The following is a 23,899-nucleotide window of genomic DNA, read 5'->3' as shown; positions in this document are numbered from 1 at the left end:
CACGGGTCGTAGGCTGAAACGATGAGCATGGGCGGGGGAGGCGGCGGCGGTCCGCGCGGCGGCTTCCGTGGCGTCGACGAGACCGCCCAGCGCAAGCTCAACGCCCAGGCGCCGCGCATCCCCGGGCTCGGCCGCCGCGTCACGGCGCTGTTCCGTCCGTACCGCGCACGCATCGCCGTCACAGGGCTGCTCGTCATCGTCGGCGCGGCGCTCGGCGTCGTGCCGCCGCTGCTGGTGCAGCGGATCTTCGACGATGCCCTGTTCCCGCCCGGCGGTGCCCCCGACCTTGCGCTGCTGCTGCGGCTCGTGGCGCTCATGATCGGCCTGTTCCTCGCCTCCGCCGGCGTAGGTGTGGTGCAGACATGGCTCACGGCGACGGTGGGGAACAGGGTGACCGGCGACCTGCGGGTGCGGCTGTTCGACCATCTGCAGGCGATGGAACTGGCGTTCTTCACGCGCACCAAGACCGGTGTCATCCAGTCGCGCCTGCAGAACGACGTGGGTGGGGTCGCGGGGGTGCTCACCAACACCGTCACGAGCATCCTCGGCAATGCGGTCACCGTCGTCGCCTCGCTCGTGGCGATGATCATCATCGACTGGCGGCTCACGATCATCGCCGTCGTGCTCATGCCGGCGCTCGTTCTCGTGCAGCGCAGGATCGGCCAGCTGCGCGCCCGCATCGCCGCGGAGACCCAGGAGTCGCTCTCGGAACTCACCGCCATCACGCAGGAGACCCTGAGCGTGTCCGGCGTCCTGCTGTCGAAGTCGTTCAATCGGCAGCGCACCGAGTCCTCCCGCTACCGCGCCGAGAATGCCAACCAGGTCGTGCTGCAGGTGCGCCGCGCGATGAGCGGGCAGGGCTTCTTCGCCGTCGTGCAGGTGCTGATGGCGAGCGTCCCGGCCGTCATCTACCTCGTCGCCGGCTACCTCATCGTCGGTGGCAGTCCCGACATCACCGCCGGCACGATCGTGGCGTTCACCACCGTGCAGGCTCGACTGCTGATGCCGTTGACCTCGCTCATGCGCGTGGCGCTGGACCTGCAGACCTCCGCGGCGCTGTTCGCGCGCATCTTCGAGTACCTCGACCTCGTGCCCGCCATCAGCGACGCCCCCGACGCGATCGACGTCGCCGACGCGCCCGGCCCGCTCGGCCGGGTGGAGTTGCGCGACGTCGTCTTCCGCTACCCGGATGCCGCCCCCGACGCCCGCCCCACCCTCGACGGTGTCTCGTTCGTCGCCGAACCCGGCCAGCATGTCGCCTTCGTCGGCCCGTCCGGTGCGGGCAAGACCACCGTGCTCTACCTCGCCCCCCGGCTGTACGAGGCCTCCGGCGGCAGCGTGCTGTTCGCCGGGGAGGACGTGCGGGGGCTGCGGCACGCGTCGCTCATCGACCGGGTGGGGATCGTGTCACAGGAGACCTACCTCTTCCACGCCACGGTCCGCGAGAATCTGCGCTACGCCAAGCCCGACGCGACCGACGACGAGCTCGTCGCGGCGTGCGTCGCCGCCAACATCCACCACGTCGTGATGAGCTTCCGTGACGGCTACGACACGATCGTGGGCGAGCGCGGCTACCGGCTCTCCGGCGGCGAGAAGCAACGCATCGCGATCGCCCGCGTACTGCTGAAGGACCCGCCGGTGCTGCTGCTGGACGAGGCCACCTCGGCACTGGACACGGTGTCGGAGCGGGTGGTGCAGGAAGCCCTCGATGCCGCCTCCCACGGCCGCACGACGCTGTCGGTGGCGCACCGCCTGTCGACGGTGATCGGCGCCGATGTCATCCACGTCGTCGAGGCGGGGCGCATCGTGGAGTCGGGCACGCACACCGAGCTGCTCCTGGCCGACGGGTTGTACGCCAAGCTCGCCGAGGAGCAGGTGGCCGCGAGCCGGGTGCTCCAGACCGAGGCTGCCCTCGACGCCGGCGACGGGTCAGAACAGCAGCGCGGCGGCCACGGCACGCGCTGAGCGCTCATCGAGGTCGCTGTGCGCGCCGCCGCGGGCCCACACCTCGCGGGCGAAGGCCCCGAGTGCGCGCCGGTAGGCGTCGTCGGGGTGAATGCGGGCGAGGTCGACCAACGGCGGCAGGTCCATCGTCAGGATCAGCCGCACGCGGGAGCGCACTGCCGCGGCGTGGCCGGCGTGCTCGAGCACGTCGAGCCCACCCACCATCGCGGCGAGGTACTCCCGCAGTACCGGCAGCGCGCTCTTGCCCTGTGTGATCGACGAGCCGTCGGCCCGCTCGCGCCAGTGCACGACGACGTCGGGCACGACGTCGAAGCGGCGCGCGCGGCTGTACATCTGCTGCGCGACCACCTGGTCCTCGTAGAGGCGACCGTCGGGGAAGCGCAGCCCCGCGCGGCGCCAGAAATCGATGCGGCTGAGTTTGGACCACGCGACGATGTTGCCCGAGGCATCGGGGTGCTCATCGATCGTCGTGCGACGGCGGCCCGGCTCGGTGGCCGCCGCGACCCACGGCTGCACGTCGCCGACGGCGTACCCGCCGGTGGCATCCGGACGCAGCCGCACGTACGCGCCGACGGCGAAGTCGCTGCCGGTCTCATCCAGCGCCCCTGCGAGGCGTTCCAACGCCGTGGGGGTGAGCACGTCGTCGGCGTCGAGGAACCCGAGGTAGGGCGTCTCCACCAGGTCGAGGCCGGTGTTGCGAGCGCTGCTGAGGCCGCGCCGCTCGGCGTGGCGGACGACCCGGAACCGCGGGTCGCGTGCCGCAGCCGCGGTGAACAGCGCCCCGGTCGCATCGGTCGATGCATCGTCGACGAGGATCGCCATCCAATCGCCACGGGTCTGCGCGCGCAGCGAGTCGAGGGCTTCGGCAGCGTAGTCGGCCACGTCGAAGCCGGGCACGATGATCGTGATCGCTGCGTTCACGTGCCCGATCGTACCGCCGCGACGGCCGCGGCGACCGCCGCTGCCAGGGCGCCCGGGTCGACGGCGAGGGCATGGCCGAACGTGAAGCGCACGGCGGTGCGGGCGACGTCGGCGGGCACCCCCATCGCCACCAGCACATGCGACGGTTGGTCACTGCCGGCGGCGCACGCCGAACCGCTGGAGGTGACAACGCCGCGACGTTCGAGCTGCAGCAGCACCGCCTCGCCACTCGTTCCGGCGAAGGTGAAGCTCGCGGTGCCGGGAAGGCGCTGCACCCGGTGCCCGGTGAGGCGGGCGGTGGAAACGGCGCCGAGCACCGCGGCGACGAAGGCGTCGCGCATCGCGGTGACGCGCGTCGCGGCCGCCGCCCGTTCGGCTTCGGCGAGTTCGAGGGCGAGGGCGAGCCCCACCGCACCGGCGACGTTCTCGGTGCCGCTGCGGCGGCCACGCTCCTGCCCGCCGCCGTGCACGAGAGGCTCGAGCGGGATGCGGCCGCGCACCGCGAGCACGCCGATGCCCTTCGGAGCGCCGATCTTGTGGCCGGCGAGCGAGATCGCGTCGGCGCCGGTGCCCGACAGCGCCAGCCAGCCCGCGGTCTGCACGGCATCGAGGTGCAGCGGCACACGGTGCTCCGCGCACACGGCGGCGAGCGCGACGGCATCCTGCACGGTCCCCACCTCGTTGTTGGCGTGGCCGATCGAGACCACCGCGGTCTGCGGTCCGATCGCGGCGGCGAGCGCGCGCGGGTCGACACGGCCGGTGGCATCCACATCCACCAGCGTCACGTCGAAGCCGTGCAGGCGTCGCAGGTGGTCGCACGATGCGAGCACGGATTCGTGCTCGATCGGGGTGGTGATCACCTGGTTCTTCGCCGGCTCGGCGGCGCGCGCCGCCAAGGCGATGCCCTTGATCGCGAGGTTGTTCGCCTCGGTGCCGCCGGCAGTGAACACGACGTCGCCGGCGCGCATCCCCAGCACGCGCGCCACCCGCGTGCGGGCGTCGGAGAGCACACCCGCGGCCTGTTCGCCGATGGTGTGGTGACTCGACGGGTTGCCGTACGCCTCGGTGAGCAGCGGCAGCATCGCCGCCAGCACCTCCGGGCGCACCGGCGTCGTCGCGGCGTGGTCGAGGTACAGCAGCGCCATGTCAGCCCTCGACGCTGACGTCCAGGCCCAGGTCGAGAGCCCGTGCGGAGTGGGTGAGCGCGCCGACCGAGATCACATCCACGCCGGTCTCGGCGATCGCCCGCACCGTGTCGAGAGTCACCCCGCCGGATGCCTCGATCGTCGCGCGTCCGGCGACGGCCTCGACGCCGGCGCGCAACTGGTCGAGCGTGAAGTTGTCGAGCATGATCGTGCCGACGTCCGCCGCGAGGACCGCATCGATCTGATCGAGCCGGTCGACCTCGACCTCGACGTGCGTCGTATGGGGCAGCTGCGCGATCGCCCCCTGCAGTGCCGCCGTCACGGACACGCCCTTGCGGGTGAGCACGGCGAGGTGGTTGTCCTTGACCATGACGGCGTCCGACAGCGAGAAGCGGTGGTTGTGGCCGCCGCCGTTGCGCACCGCGTGGCGCTCGAAGGCGCGCAGCCCCGGCGTCGTCTTGCGGGTGTCGGCGATGCGGGCGCCGGTGTGGGCGACCTCGGCGACGTAGCGGGCGGTGAGGGTCGCGATGCCGCTCATGCGCTGCACGAAGTTGAGCCCCACGCGCTCGGCGGTGAGCACGGCGCGGGCGGGACCGCTGACGACGGCGAGCGTGTCGCCGGTGCGGAACATCTCGCCGTCGTCGACGAGCAGCACGACGTCGCAGCGCGGATCGGTGAGCCGGAATGCGGCCTCGAACACCTCTCCGCCCGAGAAGAGGCCGTCTTCGCGGGCGATGAGTTCGGCGCGGGCGGCGGCGGTGGGGACGATGAGGCTCTCGCTCGTGAGGTCGCCCCAGGGGGCATCCTCGTCGAGGGCCGCCTGCACGGTGCGGTCGATGGTGGTGCGGGTGAGCATCAGGCGGCTCCTTCGAAGGCGGGGTCCCGGGACGCGGGGGAGTCGGGCGCGGCGTCGCACCGGAAGCGCGCGGCGTCGCACCGGAAGTGCGCGCCGACCGATTCCTCGCGGGCGAGGGCGGCGGCGACGAGGCGCTCGGCGACGAGCAGCAGGTTCTGATCCTCACGCTCGGTGACGGTGACCGGCGCGGGGGCGGTGGCGTGCCATGCGGCGAGGGATGCCGCGGCGCGGGAGAGCCCGACGGCGTCGCGCTGCACCCCGGCATCCGCCCACATCGTCCGCTGCAGTGCGGCGCGCGAGAACGGCTCGCGCACGGCCACGGCCGCGGCGTCGGTCGCCGGCGCGCGGGTGGGCTGTGCGGGCGCCGCGGGCGCACTCGCAGGCCAGGAGCCACGCGCGTCGCCGGCGACGGCGTCGCCCGCACGGGCCCCGAACACAGCCCCCTCCAGCAGCGAGTTGGATGCCAGGCGGTTGGCACCGTGCACGCCGGTACGGGCGGCCTCGCCCACGGCGTAGAGTCCGGGCACACTCGTGCGGCCGTACAGGTCGGTGTCGACGCCGCCCATCAGGTAGTGCGCGGCGGGGGTCACCGCGATGCGCTCGCGCGCCCAGTCCCCGCCGCGGGCGCGCACGGCGGCGTCGATCGTGGGGAATCGCGCCGCGAGGAATGCGGCGGTGGCCTCCGGGGTGGGGCGCACCCCGGTGGCATCCAGGAAGACCGGCCGCCCGTCCTGCGCGGCCATTCGCGCCACGATCGCCCGGGCGACGACGTCGCGCGGGGCGAGTTCGCCGTCGGGGTGCGCGTCGAAGGCGAACCGGCGGCCGTTCTCATCGACGAGCGTCGCACCCTCGCCGCGGACCGCTTCGGATACCAGAAAGCCGTCGCCCCCGGCGAGCACCGTGGGATGGAACTGCACGAACTCGAGGTCGCTGACGGCCGCCCCGATGCGCAGTGCCGCGGCGATGCCGTCGCCGGTGGCGGCGGGCGGATTGGTGGTGTGCGCGTAGAGCCGGCCGATGCCGCCGGTGGCGAGCACGACCGCGTCGGCTTCGAGACGCACCGCGGTGGGCGTGAGGTGGTGATCGCGCACGAGGTCGACGCCCGTGACGCGCCGGGCGCTGCCCACGAGATCGGCGAGGAACGCGTGCTCGATCACCGCGATGTCGGCTGCGCGCACCCGGGCGACGAGGGCCCGCTCGATCTCGAGCCCGGTCGCGTCGCCACCGGCGTGCACGACGCGGGGGTACGAGTGCGCCGCCTCCAGGCCCTTCACGAACACCCCGTCGGCGTCGCGGTCGAAGCCGACCCCGAGCGCCACGAGCTCGCGGATACGCTCGGGGCCCTCGGTGGCGAGCACCCGCACCGCGGCGGGGTCGGCCAGCCCCGCACCGGCGGCGAGCGTGTCGCGCACGTGGGCGTCGACGCTGTCGTCGGCGAAGAGCACCCCGGCGATGCCACCCTGCGCGAAGCGGGTGTTGGCCAGGCCGAGGGTGTCTTTGGTGACCACCGTCACGCGGCAGCCGTCGGCGGCGGCGTGCAGGGCCGCGGCGAGCCCGGCGATGCCGGAGCCGACGACCACGACGCTGGTCACTTCTGCGCCCCGGCGGCGGGAGGCTTGGCAGCCAGCATGCGCTCGAGGGCGACCCGGCCGGGCTCGGCGACGTCCTGGGGCACCGTGATGCGGTTGACCACGCGGCCGGCGACGAGCTCCTCGAGCACCCACGCGAGGTAGCCCGGGTGGATGCGGTACATCGTCGAGCACGGGCAGACAACGGGGTCGAGGCAGAAGATCTCGTGCTGCGGATGCTGGGCGGCGAGGCGCCGCACGAGGTTGATCTCGGTGCCGATCGCGAACGTGGTGGGCTCGTCGGCCGCCTCGATCGCCTTGCGGATGTAGTCGGTCGAGCCCGATTCGTCGGCGGCGTCGACGACGGCCATGGGGCACTCCGGGTGCACGATGACGCGCACCCCGGGGTGCTCGGCGCGGGCCTTGTCGATCTGGTCGACCGTGAACCGGCGGTGCACCGAGCAGAAGCCGTGCCAGAGGATCACGCGGCTGTCCTCGAGCGTTGCGGCATCGGTCCCGCCCCACGCCTTGGTGGGGTTCCACATGGGCATGCGCTCGAGCGGCACGCCCATGGCCTTGGCGGTGTTGCGGCCGAGGTGCTGATCGGGGAAGAACAGCACGCGGCGCCCGCGCGCGAACGCCCACTCCAGCACCGTGCGGGCGTTGGAGGAGGTGCACACGATGCCGCCGTGGCGGCCGACGAACCCCTTGATCGCGGCGGAGGAGTTCATGTAGGTCACCGGCACGACGGGGACGAGGCCGTCGGCGTCGGGCGCGTCCATGTCGCCGAACAGCTCCGCCAGCTGCTCCCAGCACTCCTCGACCTGGTCGATGTCGGCCATGTCGGCCATGGAGCAGCCGGCGGCGAGGTTGGGGAGGATGACGGCCTGATCGGGCCCCGAGAGGAGGTCGGCGGTCTCGGCCATGAAGTGCACGCCGCAGAAGACGATCGCCTCCGCCTCGGGGCGGGACGCGGCCGCGCCGGCGAGCTGGAACGAGTCGCCGACATAGTCGGCATGGCGGACGACCTCTTCGCGCTGGTAGAAGTGGCCGAGCACGACGACGCGGTCGCCGAGGGTCGCCTTGGCTGCCCGGATGCGGTCGTGCAGCTCTTCGTCGGGCGCGTCACGGTAGCGCTGCGGCAATTCTCCCTGGCGGGGGGAGCCGGTGGGGATGACGTCGCCCATCGACGCGCCGGGGCCGTACCCGGGGCGGGTGTCGAACGTCCAGGGGCCGGCGGCGAGGTCGGTCGTGCAGGTGGACCCGGCGGCCGCGCCGGCGACGATCGCCTGGATCTCGTGGTCGACGCTGGGGTCTGCGGGCGGACGGCCGGGGCGGAGCGTCAGGGGTGTGGTGGTCATGGCTGTGTCCTTCAGCGCGAGAGCGGGCCGCGGTCGGCGAGCTCGACTTCGTGGTCGTACCGGTACAGCCGTGCCGGCCGGTGACTGCCGGTGCGGAACTGGTCGGTGGGGATGAGGGTGGCGGAGTTCTCCACCTGGCGACGGAAGTTGGCCGGGTCCAGGCGCTTGCCGAGGATCGCCTCGTAGACCTCGCGCAGCTCCGCGAGGGTGAACTCCGCCGGCAGCAGGCCGTGCGCGATACGGCTGTAACCCACCTTGTTGCGCAGGCGCCACAGTGCGTAGTCGACGATCTGGTTGTGGTCGAACGCGAGGGTGGGGAGGGATGCCGCATCGAACCAGGCGACGTTGTGCTGGGCGTGCGCGGCCTCGGCCTCGTCGGGACGCACGAGCGCCCAGTACACGATCGAGACCACGCGGCTGGGGGAGCGGTCCACCGCCCCGAACGCGTACAGCTGCTCGAGGTAGCTGGGCGCGAGTCCGGTGGTCTCGGCGAGGGTGCGGGCGGCCGCGGCATCGAGATTCTCGTCCGTGCCGAGCCAGCCTCCCGGCAGCGCCCAGAGTCCTTCGAAGGGGTCGCGGGTGCGCTTGACGAGCGGGAGCACGACCGCGGCGCCGTCGCCTGAGGCCAGGCGGCGCAGGCTGAAGATCACCGTGGAGACCGCCACGCGGATGTCGGATGTTCGTGTCATTGTGACCCTAACTCGTGCCGCGATCTTAATGTCACTCTGACCTGAAGTGCAAGCGATCTGCCGCGCCGGGGGGATCACAGGCGGGTCGCCTACGCTGTCGCGCACAGGGAGGTCGTGCCGATGATCGTCGACATCGTGGTGATCGCGGTGCTGCTGCTGGCGTTGCTGCTGGGGCTGCGCAGCGGGCTGCTGGCCGCGCTCGGCGCGCTCATCGGACTGACTCTGGGCGCTCTCGTGGCGTACTGGGTGGTGCCGATGGTGCTGCCGGTGCTCGGCGACGTGTTCCCCTCGCCGGCGTGGCGCGGCATCGCGGTGGTGATCGGCTCGATCGTGCTCGTGGCCGGGGCGGCGGTCGCCGGTTCTGCCGTCGGTTCGGCCGGACGACGCGGCGTCGTGCGCATCCGCCTGGGATGGCTCGAACGCCTCCTCGGCGGCGCGCTCAGCGTCGCCGTCGCGGGGCTCGCGATCTCGCTCGTCGCGCAGACCGTCGTCGTCGCCGGCATCCCTCACCTGTCGGCCGCCGTGGCATCATCGCGCGTGGTGCGCGCCATCGACGCCCTCACACCCCCGCCGGTGGATGCCGCCCTCGCACAGGTGCGCGGCGCCTTTCTGGAGGAAGGCCTGCCGTCGCTCGGCAATCTGTTCGGGCCGGGCATGGTCGTGGACCCCGGCGCCCCCGCCCCTGAGGTGGCGCTGGACGATCCCGTGCTCAACGAGGCCGCCCAGTCGGTGGCCCGTATCTCGGGCGTCGCGTACGCCTGCGGCACGAGTTCGACCGGTTCGGGTTTCGTCGCGGCCGATGACCGCATCATGACGAACGCGCACGTGGTGGCGGGAGTGACCGACCCCGTGGTGGAGCTGCCCGGCGGTATGTCGCGACAGGGCCGCATCGTGTACTTCGACCCCGTCGACGACCTCGCCGTCATCGCGGTGGACGACCTCGACGTCGCCCCGCTGACCGTGGCCGCCGCGCTCGCGACGGGGGAGGACGCCGTCGTGCAGGGCTACCCCTACGGCGGCCCGTTCACGATGACCGGTGCCCGCGTGCTGTCGGTGGGGGTCGTGGACGTGCCCGACATCACCGACACCACCTCGGCGCCCCGCGACATCTACGCGCTCGCCGCCGCCGTGCGCCCCGGCAACTCCGGCGGACCGCTGCTCAACGCCGCCGGCGACGTGGCGGGTGTCGTGTTCGCTCGCGCGCAGTCGGGGGAGGACGTGGGGTACGCGGTGACTCCGGCCGAGTTCGCGCCGGTCGTCGCGCAGGCTCCCGCTCTGACCGCACGGGTGTCATCGGGTTCCTGCGCGGACTGACGCGCGGCTATGCTTGCCGGACAAGTCGATATCGGCCCGACGACCCTCGCGGGAGAGCTCCGACACCTCGTGTGCCGGACACCGAAGGAGCAAGCCTCCCCGCCAATCTCTCAGGTACGCGTACCGCGCAGGTCTGGGCCACTCTGGAAAGCGATCCGTGCGCGCCTTGGCACCCGGGTCCGCCGACGGTGAAAGCGGCGGCATCCCACGGGTGCCGGCGTGAAACTCTCAGGCCCATGACAGAGGGGGAGTTCTCAGACGTCGGTCCCGGCGTCTGCCCGTTCGATCTCGGGAGAACTCATGACCGCACCCCGCTCCACGACTCTGCACGACCGCCACGAAGCCCTCGGCGCGGCGTTCACCGACTTCGGCGGCTGGCTCATGCCGGTGCGCTACTCGTCAGACCTCGCCGAGCACCGTGCGGTGCGCGAGGCGGCGGGCCTGTTCGACATCTCGCACATGGCGGAATTCACCGTCGACGGCGCCGACGCCGGTGCGTTCCTGGACTACGCGCTCGCCGGGCGGCTGTCGACCATGGCTCTGGGCAAGGCGAAGTACTCGCTCGTGCTCGCCGAAGCGGGCGGGATCATCGACGACGTCATCGTCTACCGCCTCGAGGAGACCGGCTACCTCGTCATCGCCAACGCCGGCAACCGCGATGCCGTCGCGCAGGCGTTCGCCGAGCGCGCCGACGGCTTCGACGTCGCCGTCGTCGACGTCACCGACGACTACGCGCTCGTCGCCGTGCAGGGCCCCGCCGCCCGCGGCATCCTCGAAGCCACCTCCGGCATCACGGGCCTGCACCGCCCGCTCGCGGAACTGCCCTACTACGCCGCGACGCGGGGCGAGTTCGAGGGCGCGCCGCTGCTGGTCGCCCGCACCGGTTACACCGGCGAGGACGGCTTCGAACTGCTCGTGCCGCACCCCGTCGCCGGGGCGCTCTGGGACGCGCTGCTGGCGGCAGGCACGCCGCTCGGGCTCGTGCCCGCCGGGCTCGCCGCCCGCGACACGCTGCGCCTCGAGGCGGGCATGCCGCTGTACGGCCACGAACTCTCGCTCGACATCGTGCCCGCGCAGGCGGGACTGGGCCGCGTCGTCGCCGTCGACAAAGACGACTTCGTCGGCAAGTCGGGCCTGGGGACCGTGGTCGCCGGCTCCGCCCCCGTCCTCGTGGGCCTCGTGGGCGACGGCAAGCGCGCCGGACGCGCGGGCTACGCCGTCTACGACGGCGACACCGCGGTGGGGGAGATCACCAGCGGCGCGCTCAGTCCCACCCTCGGGCATCCGATCGCCCTGGCGTTCGTGTCCCCGGCGGTCGCTTCCGCCGGCACCCCCCTGACCATCGACGTGCGCGGCACCCGCCTGCCCGTCACCGTGACCGCGCTGCCGTTCTACCGGCGCGCCCAGTAACACAGACCCTCGGGAGCAGACATCATGGCCGACCTCACCAGCCTTCTCTACACCGCCGAGCACGAGTGGATCGCCGTCGACGGCGACACCGTGACGATCGGCATCACCGACTACGCCGCCGAGCAGCTGGGCGATGTCGTGTTCGTCGATCTGCCCGCCGTCGGCGCCACCGTCACCGCCGGGCAGGTGTGCGGCGAGATCGAGTCGACCAAGTCGGTCGGCGAGCTCTACGCCCCGCTCACCGGCGAGGTGATCGAGATCAACGACGCCGTCGTCGAGGACCCCTCCGCCGTCAACGCCGATGCGTTCGGCGACGGCTGGCTGATCAAGGTGCGCGTCGAGTCGGCATCGGTCGAGGGCGCCTTCGCCCGCGACGGATACCTCGCGCTCACCGGCGGCGAGGCGTGAGCGCGCCCTTCACCGCGCGGCACATCGGCACCGATGCCGCCGCCCAGCGGCAGATGCTCGACACCCTCGGCTACGACTCGGTCGCCGCCCTCGTCGAGCGCGCGGTGCCGGCGTCGATCCACGCGCAGCCGCGGACGACGAGCGACATCCCGGCCGCGGCCAGTGAGGACGAGGCACTGCGGGAACTGCGCGAGCTCGCCGGCGCCAACCGCACCGCGAAGCCCATGATCGGACTGGGCTACTACGACACCCACACCCCGGCGGTCATCCAGCGCAACGTCTTCGAGAACCCGTCGTGGTATACCGCCTACACGCCGTACCAGCCGGAGATCTCGCAGGGGCGCCTGGAGGCGCTCATCAACTTCCAGACGATGGTCACCGACCTCACCGGGCTCGCCACCGCGAACGCGTCGATGCTCGACGAGTCGACCGCGGTCGTGGAGGGCATGCTCGTCGCGCGTCGCGCCTGCAAGGGGGCGTCGAACGTGTTCGTCGTCGACGCCGACGCGCTGCCGCAGACCAAGGCGCTGCTGCGTCACCGCGCCGAGGCGCTGGGCATCCGCATCGTCGAGACCGACTACGCCGCGGGCCTGCCCGACGGCGACGAGGTGTTCGGCGCCTTCGTGCAGTACCCCGGTGCCACGGGGCGCGTGTGGGATCCGAGCGAGGTCATCACCGCCGTGCACGCACAGGGCGGACTCGTCGTCGTCGCGGCCGACCTGCTGGCGCTCACGCTGCTGCGTTCGCCCGGGTCGCTCGGCGCCGACATCGCGGTGGGCACGACCCAGCGCTTCGGCGTGCCGCTGGGCTTCGGTGGTCCGCACGCCGGATACATGGCCGTGCGTACGGGCCTCGAGCGTCAACTTCCCGGGCGACTCGTCGGCGTCTCGCAGGATGCCGCCGGGCACCCCGCCTACCGCCTGGCGCTGCAGACCCGCGAGCAGCACATCCGCCGCGAGAAGGCGACGTCGAACATCTGCACCGCGCAGGTGCTGCTGGCCGTGATGGCCTCGATGTACGCCGTCTACCACGGTCCCGGGGGCCTGCGCCGCATCGCGACCGAGGTCGCGCAGAAGACCGAGGCGCTCGCGACCGAACTGCGCGGATACGGGCTGACACTGGCATCCGACGCGGTCTTCGACACCCTTCGCGTGCACGTGCCCGGCGACGCCGGCCGTATCGTCGAGCGGGCGCGCTCGCGCGGCTACCAGCTGTTCTGGGCCGACGACGCCTCGGTCGGGGTGTCGGTGGACGAGACCACGACCGCTGCCGACCTCGCTGCCGTGGCGTGGGCGTTCGGTGCGGTCGAAGAACCGGGCGCCGAGCTCGCCGTCGCCGACGCGCAGCCGCTGGCCGCCGTGGCGGACTCGCTGCACCGCACCGAGGGTTACCTCGAGCACCCCGTGTTCAACACGCACCACTCCGAGACGGCGATGATGCGCTACCTCAAGCAGCTCGCCGACCGCGACTATGCGCTGGATCGGGGCATGATCCCGCTCGGCTCCTGCACGATGAAGCTCAACGCCGCGACCGAGATGGCGGCGGTGTCGTGGCCCGAGTTCTCGCGCGTGCACCCGTTCGCCCCGGCCGACGACGTCGCCGGGTACCTCGCGATGATCGAGCAGCTCGAGACGTGGCTGGCGGAGGTCACCGGGTACGACGCCGTGTCGCTGCAACCCAACGCCGGTTCGCAGGGGGAGCTCGCGGGACTCCTCGCGATCCGCGGCTTCCACCGCGCCAACGGCGACCACGAACGCACGGTGTGCCTCATCCCGTCGTCGGCACACGGCACCAACGCGGCATCCGCCGTGCTCGCCGGCATGTCGGTCGTCGTGGTCGCCTGCGACGAGGCGGGGAACGTGGAGCTCGCCGACCTGCGGGCGAAGATCGCCGCGCACGCCGACCGGCTCGCGGCGCTCATGATCACCTACCCCTCGACCCACGGCGTCTACGAGCACGATGTGCTGGAGATCACGCAGGCCGTGCACGACGCCGGCGGCCAGGTGTACGTCGACGGCGCGAACCTCAACGCGCTGCTCGGCTTCGCCCGTTTCGGGGACCTGGGCGGCGACGTGTCGCACCTGAACCTGCACAAGACGTTCGCGATCCCGCACGGTGGGGGCGGCCCCGGTGTGGGTCCGGTGGCGGCGAAGGCGCACCTCGCGCCGTATCTGCCCTCGCACCCGCTGTCGCAGCGCGCCGACCACGCCGGCGGGTTCGTCTTCGACGGCGGACCGGTCTCGGCAGCGCCGTACGGGTCGGCATCCATTCTGCCGATCTCGTGGGCTTATGTGCGGATGATGGGCGCGGAGGGTCTGCGCGAGGCGACCGGCGCCGCGGTGCTGGCAGCGAACTACATCGCCGCGCGGCTGCGCGCGCACTACCCCGTGCTGTACGCGGGGGAGGGCGGGCTCGTGGCGCACGAGTGCATCCTGGATCTGCGGCCCCTGCGCGAGGCCACCGGGATCACGGTCGACGACGTCGCCAAGCGGCTCATCGACTACGGCTTCCACGCCCCGACGATGTCGTTCCCGGTCGCGGGAACGCTGATGGTGGAGCCGACCGAGTCGGAGGACCTGGCCGAGATCGAGCGGTTCATCGAGGCGATGATCGCGATCCACGCCGAGGCGCACGCCGTGGCGGCCGGGAAGTGGCCGGCATCCGACAACCCGCTCGTGAACGCGCCGCACACCGCCCAGTCGGTGGTCGCGGGCGAGTGGTCGCACCCGTACTCGCGCGAGGAGGCGGTCTACCCCGTGCCATCGCAGGTGCGCACGAAGTACTGGCCCCCCGTGCGCCGGATCGACAACGCCTACGGCGACCGCAACCTCGTCTGCGCCTGCCCCCCGCCCGAGGCCTTCGCCTAGCCGCGCGCGCCGCGCCGCGCCGCGCCGCCGCCGCGCCGCGATCTCTCGCTGAGACGAATACTGACGGCCGAGACAGTGGGTATCACCCGCGGTCTCGGCCGTCGGCATTCGTCTCGCCGGTGGGCGGGAGGGTCGGGGCGAGGGCCCGGCGGAGCGAGAACAGTGCGGCGGTGTCCTCGCGAGCGGTGGGGCGCAAGCCCGCGCCGGTCAGGATGTCGCGCAGCGGCGTGGCGAGCACCGTGTCGCGCCAACCCCAGTGAACGACCGTCCGCACGTGGCGACGCAGCCGCGCATCCCGCTCCCTCTGCCGGGCTTGGACGACCTCGGCGTGGCCGAAACGACCGTCGTACTTCAGCCCGCCGTCGCATTCGCCGGCCACCGATGCCTGCTCCCACACCAGGTCGCTTCGATCGTGACCGCCGTCGGTGGTGGGGAAGCGCATCTGCAGCACGGGCCCCGGAAACCCGAGCCATTCCGCGACAGCACGGCTGACGCTCTCGAGCGGCGACTCGGCCAGACCGTTCGGGCGTGCCAGCGACCAGCGCGCGATGGCACGACCGCGCTTGCTGACACGCCGCTCGTTGCCCGCCTGCAGTGCGGCCGCGCTGAGCGACGGGTCGGCACGCAAGGCGGCATCCGCCATCGAGAGGCCGATCGCGCGATGCCGCGACCGTGCCGTGTCCACGGCGGTGTCCAGGATCCCGGTGATGAGCAGCCCGCCGACCGCGAGGATCTCGCGGTCGCCGGTGTGGGTGTGGACGCGAATGCCGCCGGCAAGTCGCGAGCGACCGAGCGGGTCCTCCAGAAGGTGGACGACCACAGGATCCCCGAAGACAGGCAGCCCCAGCAGCGCTGCTGCCGAGTCGTGGGAAAAGACGGCATTCGGATACTTCAGCGCGACGGCGTGCACGCGTGCGAGGTATCTGTCCCACGGCGCGAGGCTCCGCCATAGGTCGGTGGGCGCATACACACCTTGCCGAACGCGCACGAGTTCGCCGCGAGCCATCGCGCGTTCAGGGTGCGGGACTTCGGCGGTCCGGAGCAGCGGGGTGGGGGTCGGCAGCAGGCCGGTGAGCAAGAGCGGCATCCGCCCACCCTGCCGGGATCCCGGCCCCCGCGTGCCGCACACATCCCGATTCGTGGACGATCGCCGCCGTCCGCCGCCTGTGCAGTAGTCGCCGCCGCCCTCCCCGCGCACAACGTCACCCCCCTCCCCGCCGGTGAGACGAATGTGGACGGACGAGAACCTGGGCCGCACCCGCCGTCTCGTCCGTCGGTATTCGTCTCAGCGGGGGAGGGCGCGGCGCGGGAAAGGGGTCAGGCGACGGGGGCGAAGACGGTGGGCCAGAGGGCGGCGGCGAGGGGGTAGCCGAGGAACGACACGATGTCGAGGATCGTGTGGGCCACCACCAGCGGCATCACCCGGCCCCACCGGCGGTAGCACCAGCCGAAGACGATCCCCATCACGAAGTTTCCGAGCATGCCGCCGAACCCCTGATACGCGTGGTAAGCCCCGCGCAGCGCGGCCGATGACAGGATGATCGGCCACCACCCCCACCCAAGGCGGCGCAGCCGGTCGTACAGCCACCCGAGCATGATGACCTCCTCCAGCAGCGCCGCGCGCACCGCGGCGAACAGGAGGATCGGAACGGTCCACCACGCGGCATCCAGAGGGGAGGCGACGACCGCGACCGAGAACCCGAGCATGCGCCCGACGGCGTACAGCGCCAGACCCGGGATGCCGATGACGGCGGTGACGGCGACGCCGAGCCCCACGTCGCGCCCGAACCTCGTGAAGTCGAGCCCGATGCGCCGGAGGGCGTTGACCCCCGGCTCCCACAGCAGGTAGACCACGAGCGCCACGAGAGCGAGGTCGAACACGATGTCCAGGAGTTGGTAGAGCGCATCCCACGCCGCCGCAGCGTCGCGGGACGGGTTCAGCTGTGTCTGCTGCTGTCCGAGGGGAGTGGGGGAGAGCACCCGTCGGATGAGCGACAGCACTGAATACAGGGCCGATTGGCCCAGCGTGATCGCCAGCACGATGGTGATCTCCCAGCGCAGTCGCGCGCGGTTCGCGCAGAATGCATCACCGGGAGCCGGACTGGGAGCGGTCACGTTGTCAGATTGCCACATTTCGACCCCGTTGAGTAAAGAGCATGTAACGCTTTGGCCACCAGTTGTGATCAGGGCGTCGACGTTGCCTATCGTTACCTCCATCCCGTGTGACCGGCCACGCCTCGTGTTGCCCCGGTCGCATCTACCCCTGCACAGGAGGAAAAGTGAAGCGCAACAAGACTGCCTTCGCCGGCCTGGCGCTGCTGACGGTGGGCGCGTTCGCGCTCTCCGGCTGCGCCGGTGGCGACAGCGGCAACGCCGATGAAACCGGCGACGCCGGCGCCTCGGCGGCCATCATCACCACCAACGGCACCGAGCCCGAGAACCCGCTGGTTCCCACCATGACCAACGAGGTCGGCGGTGGCCAGATCCTCGACGCGATCTTCGCCGGTCTGGTGTCGTACGAGGCCGACGGCACCCCGGTCAACGACATGGCGGAGTCGATCACGATCGACGACCCGCAGAACCTCACGATCAAGATCAAGGAAGGCCAGACCTTCACCGACGGTGAAGAAGTCACCGCCGACAACTTCATCGACGCGTGGAACTACGGCGCGCTGCTGTCCAACGCCCACGCCAACAGCTACTTCTTCGAAGACATCGAAGGCTTCAGCTGGGACGAGGACTCGGAGCTGACCGGCCTGGAGATGGTGGACGACTACACGTTCACCATCGCGCTCAACAAGCCGGCGTCTGACTTCGCCGTGCGCCTGGGCTACTCGGCGTTCTACCCGCTGCCCGAGGTCGCGTTCGAGGACATCGAGGCGTTCGGCCAGAACCCCGTCGGCAACGGCCCCTACATGTTCGCCGGTGAAGACGCGTGGCAGCACGACGTGCAGATCGACCTCGTCAAGAACGAGGACTACCAGGGCGTGCGTCAGGCACAGAACGGTGGCCTCACGGTCAAGATCTACTCGACCGCGGATGCCGCATACGCGGACCTGCTCGGCAACGAGGTCGACGTGATCGACGTCATCCCGCCGTCGGCCATGGCTTCCTTCGAGTCGGACCTCGGCGACCGCGCCGTGAACCAGGCGGCTGCCATCTTCCAGTCGTTCACCATCCCGCAGAACCTCCCGCACTTCAGCGGCGAGGAGGGCACGCTCCGCCGTCAGGCGATCTCGATGGCCATCAACCGTGACGAGATCACCGAGACGATCTTCCAGGGCAGCCGCACCCCCGCGAGCGACTTCACCTCTCCCGTCATCGACGGCTGGTCGGACTCGCTCGAGGGCGCCGAGGTGCTGGAGTACAACCCCGAGGCCGCAGCCGAGCTGTGGGCCGAGGCCGACGCGATCGCGCCGTGGGAAGGTACCTTCCAGATCGGCTACAACTCCGACGGCGGCCACGACCAGTGGGTCGACGCGGTTTCCAACTCGCTGAAGAACACGCTCGGTATCGAGGCGTCGGGTGCTCCGTACGCCACGTTCGCCGAACTGCGTGAGCTCGTGAACAACCGCACGATCACCACCGCGTTCCGCTCCGGCTGGCAGGCGGACTACCCGGGGCTGTACAACTTCCTGGGCCCGCTGTACGCGACCAACGCCGGCTCGAACGATGGCGACTACTCCAGCGCCGAGTTCGACCAGCTGCTGACCGACGGCATCTCCGCCACCGACGCCGAGGAAGCCAACGCGCTGTTCTCCGAGGCCCAGTCGGTGCTGCTGAAGGACCTGCCGGCCGTGCCGCTGTGGTACTCCAACGTGACCGGTGGCTACTCCGAGAACGTGCAGAACGTCGAGTTCGGCTGGAACTCGGTGCCGCTGTTCCACCTGATCACCAAGGCCGAGTAACCTCGAGTGATCTCACTCGCGAGGCGGTGACGAAATGTCACCGCCTCGCGGGCTGTTCCCACACCGGCCGCGCCCCACCCGAGACCGCGGCCGCCCACGCAGCAGCCCCCGCCGCCACTCGCGGCGACGTGGCTCCCCAAACTCAGAGGGAGAGCGTTCGTGCTCGGTTACATCCTCAGACGTGTGTTGCAGGTCATCCCGGTGTTCTTCGGCGCCACCCTGCTCATCTACTTCATGGTCTTCGCCATGCCCGGCGACCCGATCCTCGCCCTCTTCGGCGACCGCACGCCCAACCCGGCGCTGCTGAAGGAGATCCGCGACCAGTACCACCTGAACGACCCGTTCATCGTGCAGTACTTCTACTACATCACCGGCGTCTTCCAGGGCGACTTCGGCGTCTCGTTCTCCGGCCAGCCGGTCAACGAAGTCCTCGCCCGCACCTTCCCGGTGACCCTGCGCCTGGCTGTCATGGCCATCGCCATCGAGCTCGTGCTCGCGATCATCATCGGCACCGTCTCGGGCCTGCGCAAGGGCAAGTTCTTCGACAACGCCTCGCTCGTGATCGCGCTGGTGTTCATCGCCATCCCGGTGTTCGTGCTCGCCTTCCTCGCGCAGTACTTCCTCGGGGTGCAACTGGGCTGGTTCAAACCCACCGTCGGCGCGCAGAACGGCTGGATGGACCTGTGGCTGCCGGCCATCGTGCTCGGCCTCAGCCTCTATGCGACGAGCATGCGCCTCACCCGCGCGTCGGTGATCGAGACGCTCAACCAGGACTGGGTGCGCACGGCCTACAGCAAGGGCCTCCCGCGTCGCCGCGTGATCCCCGTGCACGTCCTGCGCAACTCGCTCATCCCCGTCATCACCAACTCCGCCACCAACTTCGGTGTGCTGATGGTGGGAGCGACCGTCACCGAGGGCATCTTCAACGTGCCCGGCGTCGGCAACACGCTCTACCAGGCCGTCATCCGCCAGGAAGGTCCCACGGTCGTCTCGTTCGTGACCGTGTTCGTCATCGTCTACGTCTTGGTCAACCTGTTCGTGGACCTGCTCTACGGCCTGCTCGACCCGAGGATCCGCTATGCCCAGTGATCAGCTCTCCGCGACGCACTACGTCGCCCCCATCAAGTCCACTGAGATCACCGTCGACGCCGTGCGCGTCGACGCGAAGCCCAGCAACCTGTGGCGGGATGCCTGGCGCGACATCCGTCGTCGCCCCACTTTCTGGGTGACCGCGGTCGTCGTCTTCGTCATCGTCCTGATGGCGGTGTGGCCGACCCTGTTCACGCCCGTCCCGCCCAACTCCCAGTGCTTCCTCGCGAACAGCAACGGCGGTCCGACCGCCGGGCACCCGCTCGGCTTCACGTTCCAGGGCTGCGACATCTGGTCGCGCCTGGTGTGGGGGGCGCGCACGTCGCTGCTCGTCGGGTTCCTCGCGATGCTCATCGGCACCGTGATCGGCGTCATCATGGGCGCGCTGGCCGGCTTCTACGGCGGCTGGCTCGACTCGGTGCTCTCACGCGTCGGTGACATCTTCTTCGCGATCCCCTACATCCTCGCGGCCATCGTCATCATGAGCGTGTTCTCGCAGAACCGCACCCCGCTCGTGCTCGCCTTCGCGATCGGCGGCTTCGCGTGGGCTTCCACCGCCCGCGTCATCCGTGCCGAGGTGCTGCGGGTGCGGCAGGCGGACTTCGTCACCGCATCCCGTGCCATCGGGCTCTCCCGGTTCCGCACGCTGCTCACCCACGTCATGCCCAACGCGATGGCTCCCGTCATCGTCGTGGCGACGATCACCCTGGGCGCCGCCATCTCGGCCGAAGCAACGCTGTCGTTCCTGGGTGTCGGGCTCGGCAGCGACACGATGTCGTGGGGTCTGGACATCAGCCAGGCCCAGTCGTCGCTGCGGGTCGCGCCCATGGCGCTCATCTACCCATCGATCGCGTTGACCATCACGGTGCTCGCGTTCATCATCCTGGGCGAGTTGCTCCGCGACGCCCTCGACCCGAAGGCGAGGGCACGGCGATGACCACCGAGAACCGTACGCCACTGCTGTCGATCCGCGATCTGAAGGTCGCGTTCGACTCCGGCAAGACCTCGAATGAGGTGCTGCACGGCATCGACCTCGACATCCACCGCGGCGAGACCGTCGCGATCGTCGGCGAATCCGGCTCGGGAAAGTCCACGACCGCCTCGGCGATCGTGAACCTGCTGCCGGGAACCGGACACGTCACCGGCGGCTCGATCGTGCTCGAGGGGACCGACCTCACCTCGCTCACGAAGGCGCAGATGGAGCGCATCCGCGGCCGCGACATCGGCTTCGTGCCGCAGGACCCGATGTCCAACCTCAACCCGGTGTGGAGCATCGGCTTCCAGGTGAAGGAGGCGATCCGCGCCAACGGCATCGCCACCGGTCGCAAGGAGGTCGAGCGTCGCGCCATCGAGGTGCTGCAGCAAGCGGGCCTGGCCGACGCCGAGCGGCGCCTGCACCAGTTCCCGCACCAGTTCTCGGGCGGTATGCGCCAGCGCGCGCTCATCAGCATCGGCCTCGCCGCCGACCCCAAGCTGCTGATCGCCGACGAGCCGACCTCGGCGCTGGATGTCACGGTGCAGCGCGTGATCCTCGACCACATGGCCTCGCTCACGGCTGAGAAGGGCACCTCGGTGCTCCTCATCACGCATGACCTGGGGTTGGCCGCCGAGCGCGCCGACACGATCGTGGTGATGAACCAGGGCGAGATCGTCGAGTCCGGTCCGAGCCGGGAGATCCTCGAGAACCCGCAGCACCCGTACACGCAGCGTCTGGTGGCGGCGGCCCCGAGCCTCGCCTCGCAGCGCATTCAGGCCAGCGCCGTGGACCGAGGCATCAAGCACGAGGCGGACCTGGCGACGGCAGAGGATGCCGTGGTCGTCACCGACCTCGTCAAGGAGTACAAGATCCGTCAGGGCTCGTTCCGCAGCGAGCGGTTCCGGGCCGTCGACGGTGTCTCGTTCCAGATCCCGCGCGGGCGCACCATGGCGCTGGTGGGGGAGTCGGGGTCGGGCAAGTCGACGATCGCGAAGATGGTGCTGGGACTCGAGCCCGCCACCTCCGGCTCGATCCTCATCGACGGCATGGATGTCGGTCGCCTGAGCGGTCGCGAGGCGTTCGCGCTCCGCCGCCGCATGCAGCCGGTCTTCCAGGACCCCTACGGATCGCTCGATCCGCTGCGCAGCATCGGCGGCACCATCTCGGAGCCGCTCGATGTGCACAAGGTCGGCGACGCGGCATCGCGTCGCGCCCGCGTGGCCGAGCTGCTCGACCAGGTGGCGCTGCCGCAGGAGCTGGCATCCCGCTACCCGAACGAGCTGTCCGGCGGGCAGCGTCAGCGCGTCGCCATCGCCCGTGCCCTCGCGCTCAAGCCAGACCTGGTCGTGCTCGACGAAGCGGTCTCGGCGCTGGACGTGCTGGTGCAGGATCAGATCCTGCAGCTGCTGGCCGACCTGCAGTCCGAGCTCGGACTCACCTACCTGTTCATCACGCATGACCTCGCGGTGGTGCGTGTCGTCGCCGACTTCGTGTCGGTCATGGAGCGGGGCAAGATCGTCGAGCAGGGCACCGTCGACGAGATCTTCGCCAACCCGGCCGAGGAGTACACCCGGCGCCTGCTCGACGCCATCCCCGGCGCCTCGATCCCGCTCGGCGCGGGCACGGCGGAACCGGCTGCGTGAGCTGGTCCGGCATGCCTGACAGGCGGATCTTCCGCTCGACGTCGGGGACGGTCAGCATGATCGTCGCCGGCGTCGTGGCGGTGTTCCTCCTGGGCGATGCCCTCGTGCGCGCGGGTCTCGGGGAGACCATGCTGCTGGCGCCGTGGGTGCTGCTCATCGTCTGGGTCGTGTACGCCGTGGTGTACGAGCCGCGGGTCGAGACGGATGCCGCAGGCATCACCGTCGTGAACATCCTGCGCCGCACGACGGTGCCGTGGGGTCGTGTCACAGACATCGGCACCCGCTGGCAGCTGACGGTGCACGTCGACGACGGTTCGCGGGTGAGGGCCTTCGGGGGGCCGAGCCTGCGTCCCCCGAGGCGGCGCCCCTTCGCACGCGACAACGGCGAGGCCGATGCCGCGCGCTTCAGCGACACCGAGCTGATCCGGCAGCAGTGGGAGGACTCCCGCGATTCCGGCAGCGCGGGCGCAGCGGTGCAGCACCAGTGGAACGGGGTGACGCTCGCCCTCCTGGCAGGGCTCGCGATCTGGGCAGGGACCGCGGTGTTCATCGTCGCGACGGCCGCATGATCGCGGCTGGGAGGCGGCGACGAGTCCGCTTAGCGAGTCATGTGAGAATTGTCACGTTGTTGCATAGTCCCGGCTTTCACGTCCAGGGCGGTGAGTCCTGCGGGTTAGGGTCTAAGAATCAAGGCCAGGGCGGCCACGGTGTGCCAGGTCCCTGCTTCCAGCTGTTGAGGGAGATCGAAATACGATGAGCGTGCGCGAAACACCTCGGATCAGGCGGTCGATGCCGTGACGCTGTACGTCTTGAGGCGATTCGTCAACTACGCCTTCCTGAGCCTGCTGGCGACGTGCCTCGTGTATGTGCTCGCCAGCGTGATCCTCGATCCCGCCCAGCGCTACTACGGGATGAACCCCCGCCCGCCGCAGGCGACGATCGACGCGAAGCTCGCCGAGATGGGCGTGAGCCCTGACGTGCCGGTGCTGCAGCGGTTGTGGGACTGGCTCGTGAACCTGTTCACGCAGGGGTCGCTGGGCGTCACCGTCGGCGGCCAGGATGTGGTCGCCGAGATCGGCGCGCGCGCCGGGACGAGCCTCCAGCTGCTGCTGCTCGGCTCGATCATCGGCGCCGTGGTCGGCGTGCTCGTGGGTGTGTGGGGCGCCGTGCGCCAGTACAAGGCGAGCGACCAGATCACGACCTACGCGTCGTACATCGTCTTCGCCACGCCGACCTTCGTCATCGGCGTGCTGCTGATGATCGCCGCCACCGCCTTCAACCAGCTCATCGGCACGCAGGCCATCCGGTTCACCGGCTCCTACTCGGCGGGCATCAACGGCTCGTGGTGGGATCTGGCGGCCGACCGGGCGATCCACCTGCTGCTGCCGACGATCGCGCTCGTGCTGATGGGAGCGGCGTCGTACTCGCGCTACCAGCGCAACGTCATGCTCGACGTGCTGGGTGCCGACTACATCCGCACCGCCCGCGCCAAGGGTCTGCCCCGTTCCCAGGCACTGTTCCGTCACGGCGTGCGCATCGCGCTCATCCCGATGTCGACGTTCTTCGCGTACTCGTTCGGCACGCTGATCGCCGGCTCCGCGATGCTCGAGATCGTCTTCAGCTGGCGCGGCATGGGCGAGTTCCAACTGCAGGCGGTGACGCAGAACGACATCAATGCCGCCGCGGGAGGCACGCTCTTCCTCGCGATCCTGGTGTTGTTCTCGTCCACCCTGTCGGAGATCCTCTACGCCGCCCTCGACCCGAGAGTCCGGAGCTGAT

The 23,899-nt window shown here is 70.6% G+C and carries 19 protein-coding genes and 1 riboswitch; of the genes, 11 read left to right on the top strand and 8 right to left on the bottom strand.

Annotated elements, in window-relative coordinates; genetic code table 11:
• The first annotated feature begins 27 nt into the window (after positions 1-27).
• On the top strand, positions 28-1,965 hold the full coding sequence (locus H9651_RS04085) for an ABC transporter ATP-binding protein (RefSeq protein ID WP_191717980.1): 1,938 nt from the start codon (positions 28-30) through the stop codon (positions 1,963-1,965).
• Here the strand turns inward: H9651_RS04085 and H9651_RS04080 are convergent.
• From H9651_RS04080 to H9651_RS04055, 6 genes are read right to left on the bottom strand one after another with little or no spacing between them, the layout of a single operon-like run.
• Positions 1,930-2,886 carry a glycosyltransferase family 2 protein gene (locus H9651_RS04080; protein WP_191717815.1) on the bottom strand — a complete coding sequence of 319 codons (957 nt, stop codon included), beginning with the start codon at positions 2,884-2,886 and terminating at the stop codon, positions 1,930-1,932. The genes H9651_RS04085 and H9651_RS04080 overlap by 36 nt on opposite strands.
• A complete protein-coding gene (locus H9651_RS04075; protein WP_191717979.1) occupies positions 2,883-4,025 on the bottom strand; it encodes a cysteine desulfurase family protein in 1,143 nt (380 codons plus the stop codon). Before H9651_RS04075 ends, H9651_RS04080 begins: the two co-directional genes overlap by 4 nt.
• A 7-nt stretch (positions 4,026-4,032) precedes the next feature.
• Positions 4,033-4,887: a carboxylating nicotinate-nucleotide diphosphorylase gene (gene nadC / locus H9651_RS04070; protein WP_191717814.1), complete on the bottom strand. Its 855-nt coding sequence runs from the start codon at positions 4,885-4,887 to the stop codon at positions 4,033-4,035.
• A complete protein-coding gene (gene nadB, locus H9651_RS04065) occupies positions 4,887-6,479 on the bottom strand; it encodes an L-aspartate oxidase (RefSeq protein ID WP_191717813.1) in 1,593 nt (530 codons plus the stop codon). Before nadB ends, nadC begins: the two co-directional genes overlap by 1 nt.
• Positions 6,476-7,816, bottom strand: coding sequence for a quinolinate synthase NadA (gene nadA / locus H9651_RS04060; RefSeq protein ID WP_191717812.1), 1,341 nt, complete (start codon positions 7,814-7,816; stop codon positions 6,476-6,478). Before nadA ends, nadB begins: the two co-directional genes overlap by 4 nt.
• A gap of 11 nt (positions 7,817-7,827) precedes the next feature.
• Positions 7,828-8,505, bottom strand: coding sequence for an NUDIX hydrolase (locus H9651_RS04055; protein WP_191717811.1), 678 nt, complete (start codon positions 8,503-8,505; stop codon positions 7,828-7,830).
• A 120-nt stretch (positions 8,506-8,625) separates the two neighbouring features.
• Here H9651_RS04055 and H9651_RS04050 point away from each other — a divergent pair, with 120 nt between their 5' ends.
• The 4 genes from H9651_RS04050 (at position 8,626) to gcvP (ending at position 14,504) form a co-directional block, all read left to right on the top strand.
• A complete protein-coding gene (locus H9651_RS04050; RefSeq protein WP_191717810.1) occupies positions 8,626-9,819 on the top strand; it encodes a MarP family serine protease in 1,194 nt (397 codons plus the stop codon).
• A gap of 39 nt (positions 9,820-9,858) precedes the next feature.
• Positions 9,859-9,955, top strand: a riboswitch (glycine riboswitch).
• A 164-nt stretch (positions 9,956-10,119) separates the two neighbouring features.
• The gene (gcvT, locus tag H9651_RS04045; protein WP_191717809.1) at positions 10,120-11,229 is read left to right on the top strand and encodes a glycine cleavage system aminomethyltransferase GcvT; all 1,110 of its coding nucleotides are present in this window, start codon (positions 10,120-10,122) and stop codon (positions 11,227-11,229) included.
• A gap of 24 nt (positions 11,230-11,253) precedes the next feature.
• On the top strand, positions 11,254-11,637 hold the full coding sequence (gcvH, locus tag H9651_RS04040) for a glycine cleavage system protein GcvH (RefSeq protein ID WP_191717808.1): 384 nt from the start codon (positions 11,254-11,256) through the stop codon (positions 11,635-11,637).
• A 53-nt stretch (positions 11,638-11,690) separates the two neighbouring features.
• Entirely contained in the window at positions 11,691-14,504 is a 2,814-nt protein-coding gene (gene gcvP, locus H9651_RS04035) for an aminomethyl-transferring glycine dehydrogenase (protein WP_225216386.1), read from the top strand.
• A gap of 82 nt (positions 14,505-14,586) precedes the next feature.
• Here gcvP and H9651_RS04030 read toward each other — a convergent pair whose 3' ends face one another.
• On the bottom strand, positions 14,587-15,591 hold the full coding sequence (locus H9651_RS04030) for a type IV toxin-antitoxin system AbiEi family antitoxin domain-containing protein (RefSeq protein ID WP_191717806.1): 1,005 nt from the start codon (positions 15,589-15,591) through the stop codon (positions 14,587-14,589).
• Between the two features lie 230 nt (positions 15,592-15,821).
• Entirely contained in the window at positions 15,822-16,619 is a 798-nt protein-coding gene (locus H9651_RS04025; RefSeq protein ID WP_404802988.1) for a CPBP family intramembrane glutamic endopeptidase, read from the bottom strand.
• Between the two features lie 164 nt (positions 16,620-16,783).
• Between H9651_RS04025 and H9651_RS04020 the strand changes: the two genes are divergently transcribed.
• The 6 genes from H9651_RS04020 (at position 16,784) to H9651_RS03995 (ending at position 23,898) form a co-directional block, all read left to right on the top strand.
• On the top strand, positions 16,784-18,412 hold the full coding sequence (locus H9651_RS04020; RefSeq protein ID WP_191717804.1) for a peptide ABC transporter substrate-binding protein: 1,629 nt from the start codon (positions 16,784-16,786) through the stop codon (positions 18,410-18,412).
• A 159-nt stretch (positions 18,413-18,571) separates the two neighbouring features.
• Positions 18,572-19,501, top strand: coding sequence for an ABC transporter permease (locus H9651_RS04015; RefSeq protein WP_191717803.1), 930 nt, complete (start codon positions 18,572-18,574; stop codon positions 19,499-19,501).
• Positions 19,491-20,438 carry an ABC transporter permease gene (locus H9651_RS04010; RefSeq protein WP_191717802.1) on the top strand — a complete coding sequence of 316 codons (948 nt, stop codon included), beginning with the start codon at positions 19,491-19,493 and terminating at the stop codon, positions 20,436-20,438. Before H9651_RS04015 ends, H9651_RS04010 begins: the two co-directional genes overlap by 11 nt.
• Positions 20,435-22,120 carry a dipeptide ABC transporter ATP-binding protein gene (locus tag H9651_RS04005; protein WP_191717801.1) on the top strand — a complete coding sequence of 562 codons (1,686 nt, stop codon included), beginning with the start codon at positions 20,435-20,437 and terminating at the stop codon, positions 22,118-22,120. The genes H9651_RS04010 and H9651_RS04005 overlap by 4 nt, the downstream gene beginning before the upstream one ends.
• A gap of 11 nt (positions 22,121-22,131) precedes the next feature.
• Complete coding sequence (locus H9651_RS04000; protein WP_191717800.1) at positions 22,132-22,689, top strand: PH domain-containing protein; 558 nt, start codon at positions 22,132-22,134, stop codon at positions 22,687-22,689.
• Positions 22,690-22,914: 225 nt separating this feature from the next.
• Positions 22,915-23,898, top strand: coding sequence for an ABC transporter permease (locus H9651_RS03995; protein ID WP_191717799.1), 984 nt, complete (start codon positions 22,915-22,917; stop codon positions 23,896-23,898).
• Position 23,899 lies beyond the last annotated feature (1 nt).

The sequence above is a fragment of the Microbacterium pullorum genome, assembly GCF_014836535.1.
In the GTDB taxonomy this organism is placed as follows: domain Bacteria; phylum Actinomycetota; class Actinomycetes; order Actinomycetales; family Microbacteriaceae; genus Microbacterium; species Microbacterium pullorum.
Note: the sequence above shows the minus strand (reverse complement) of the source record. Positions and strands in the feature narration are given on the sequence as shown.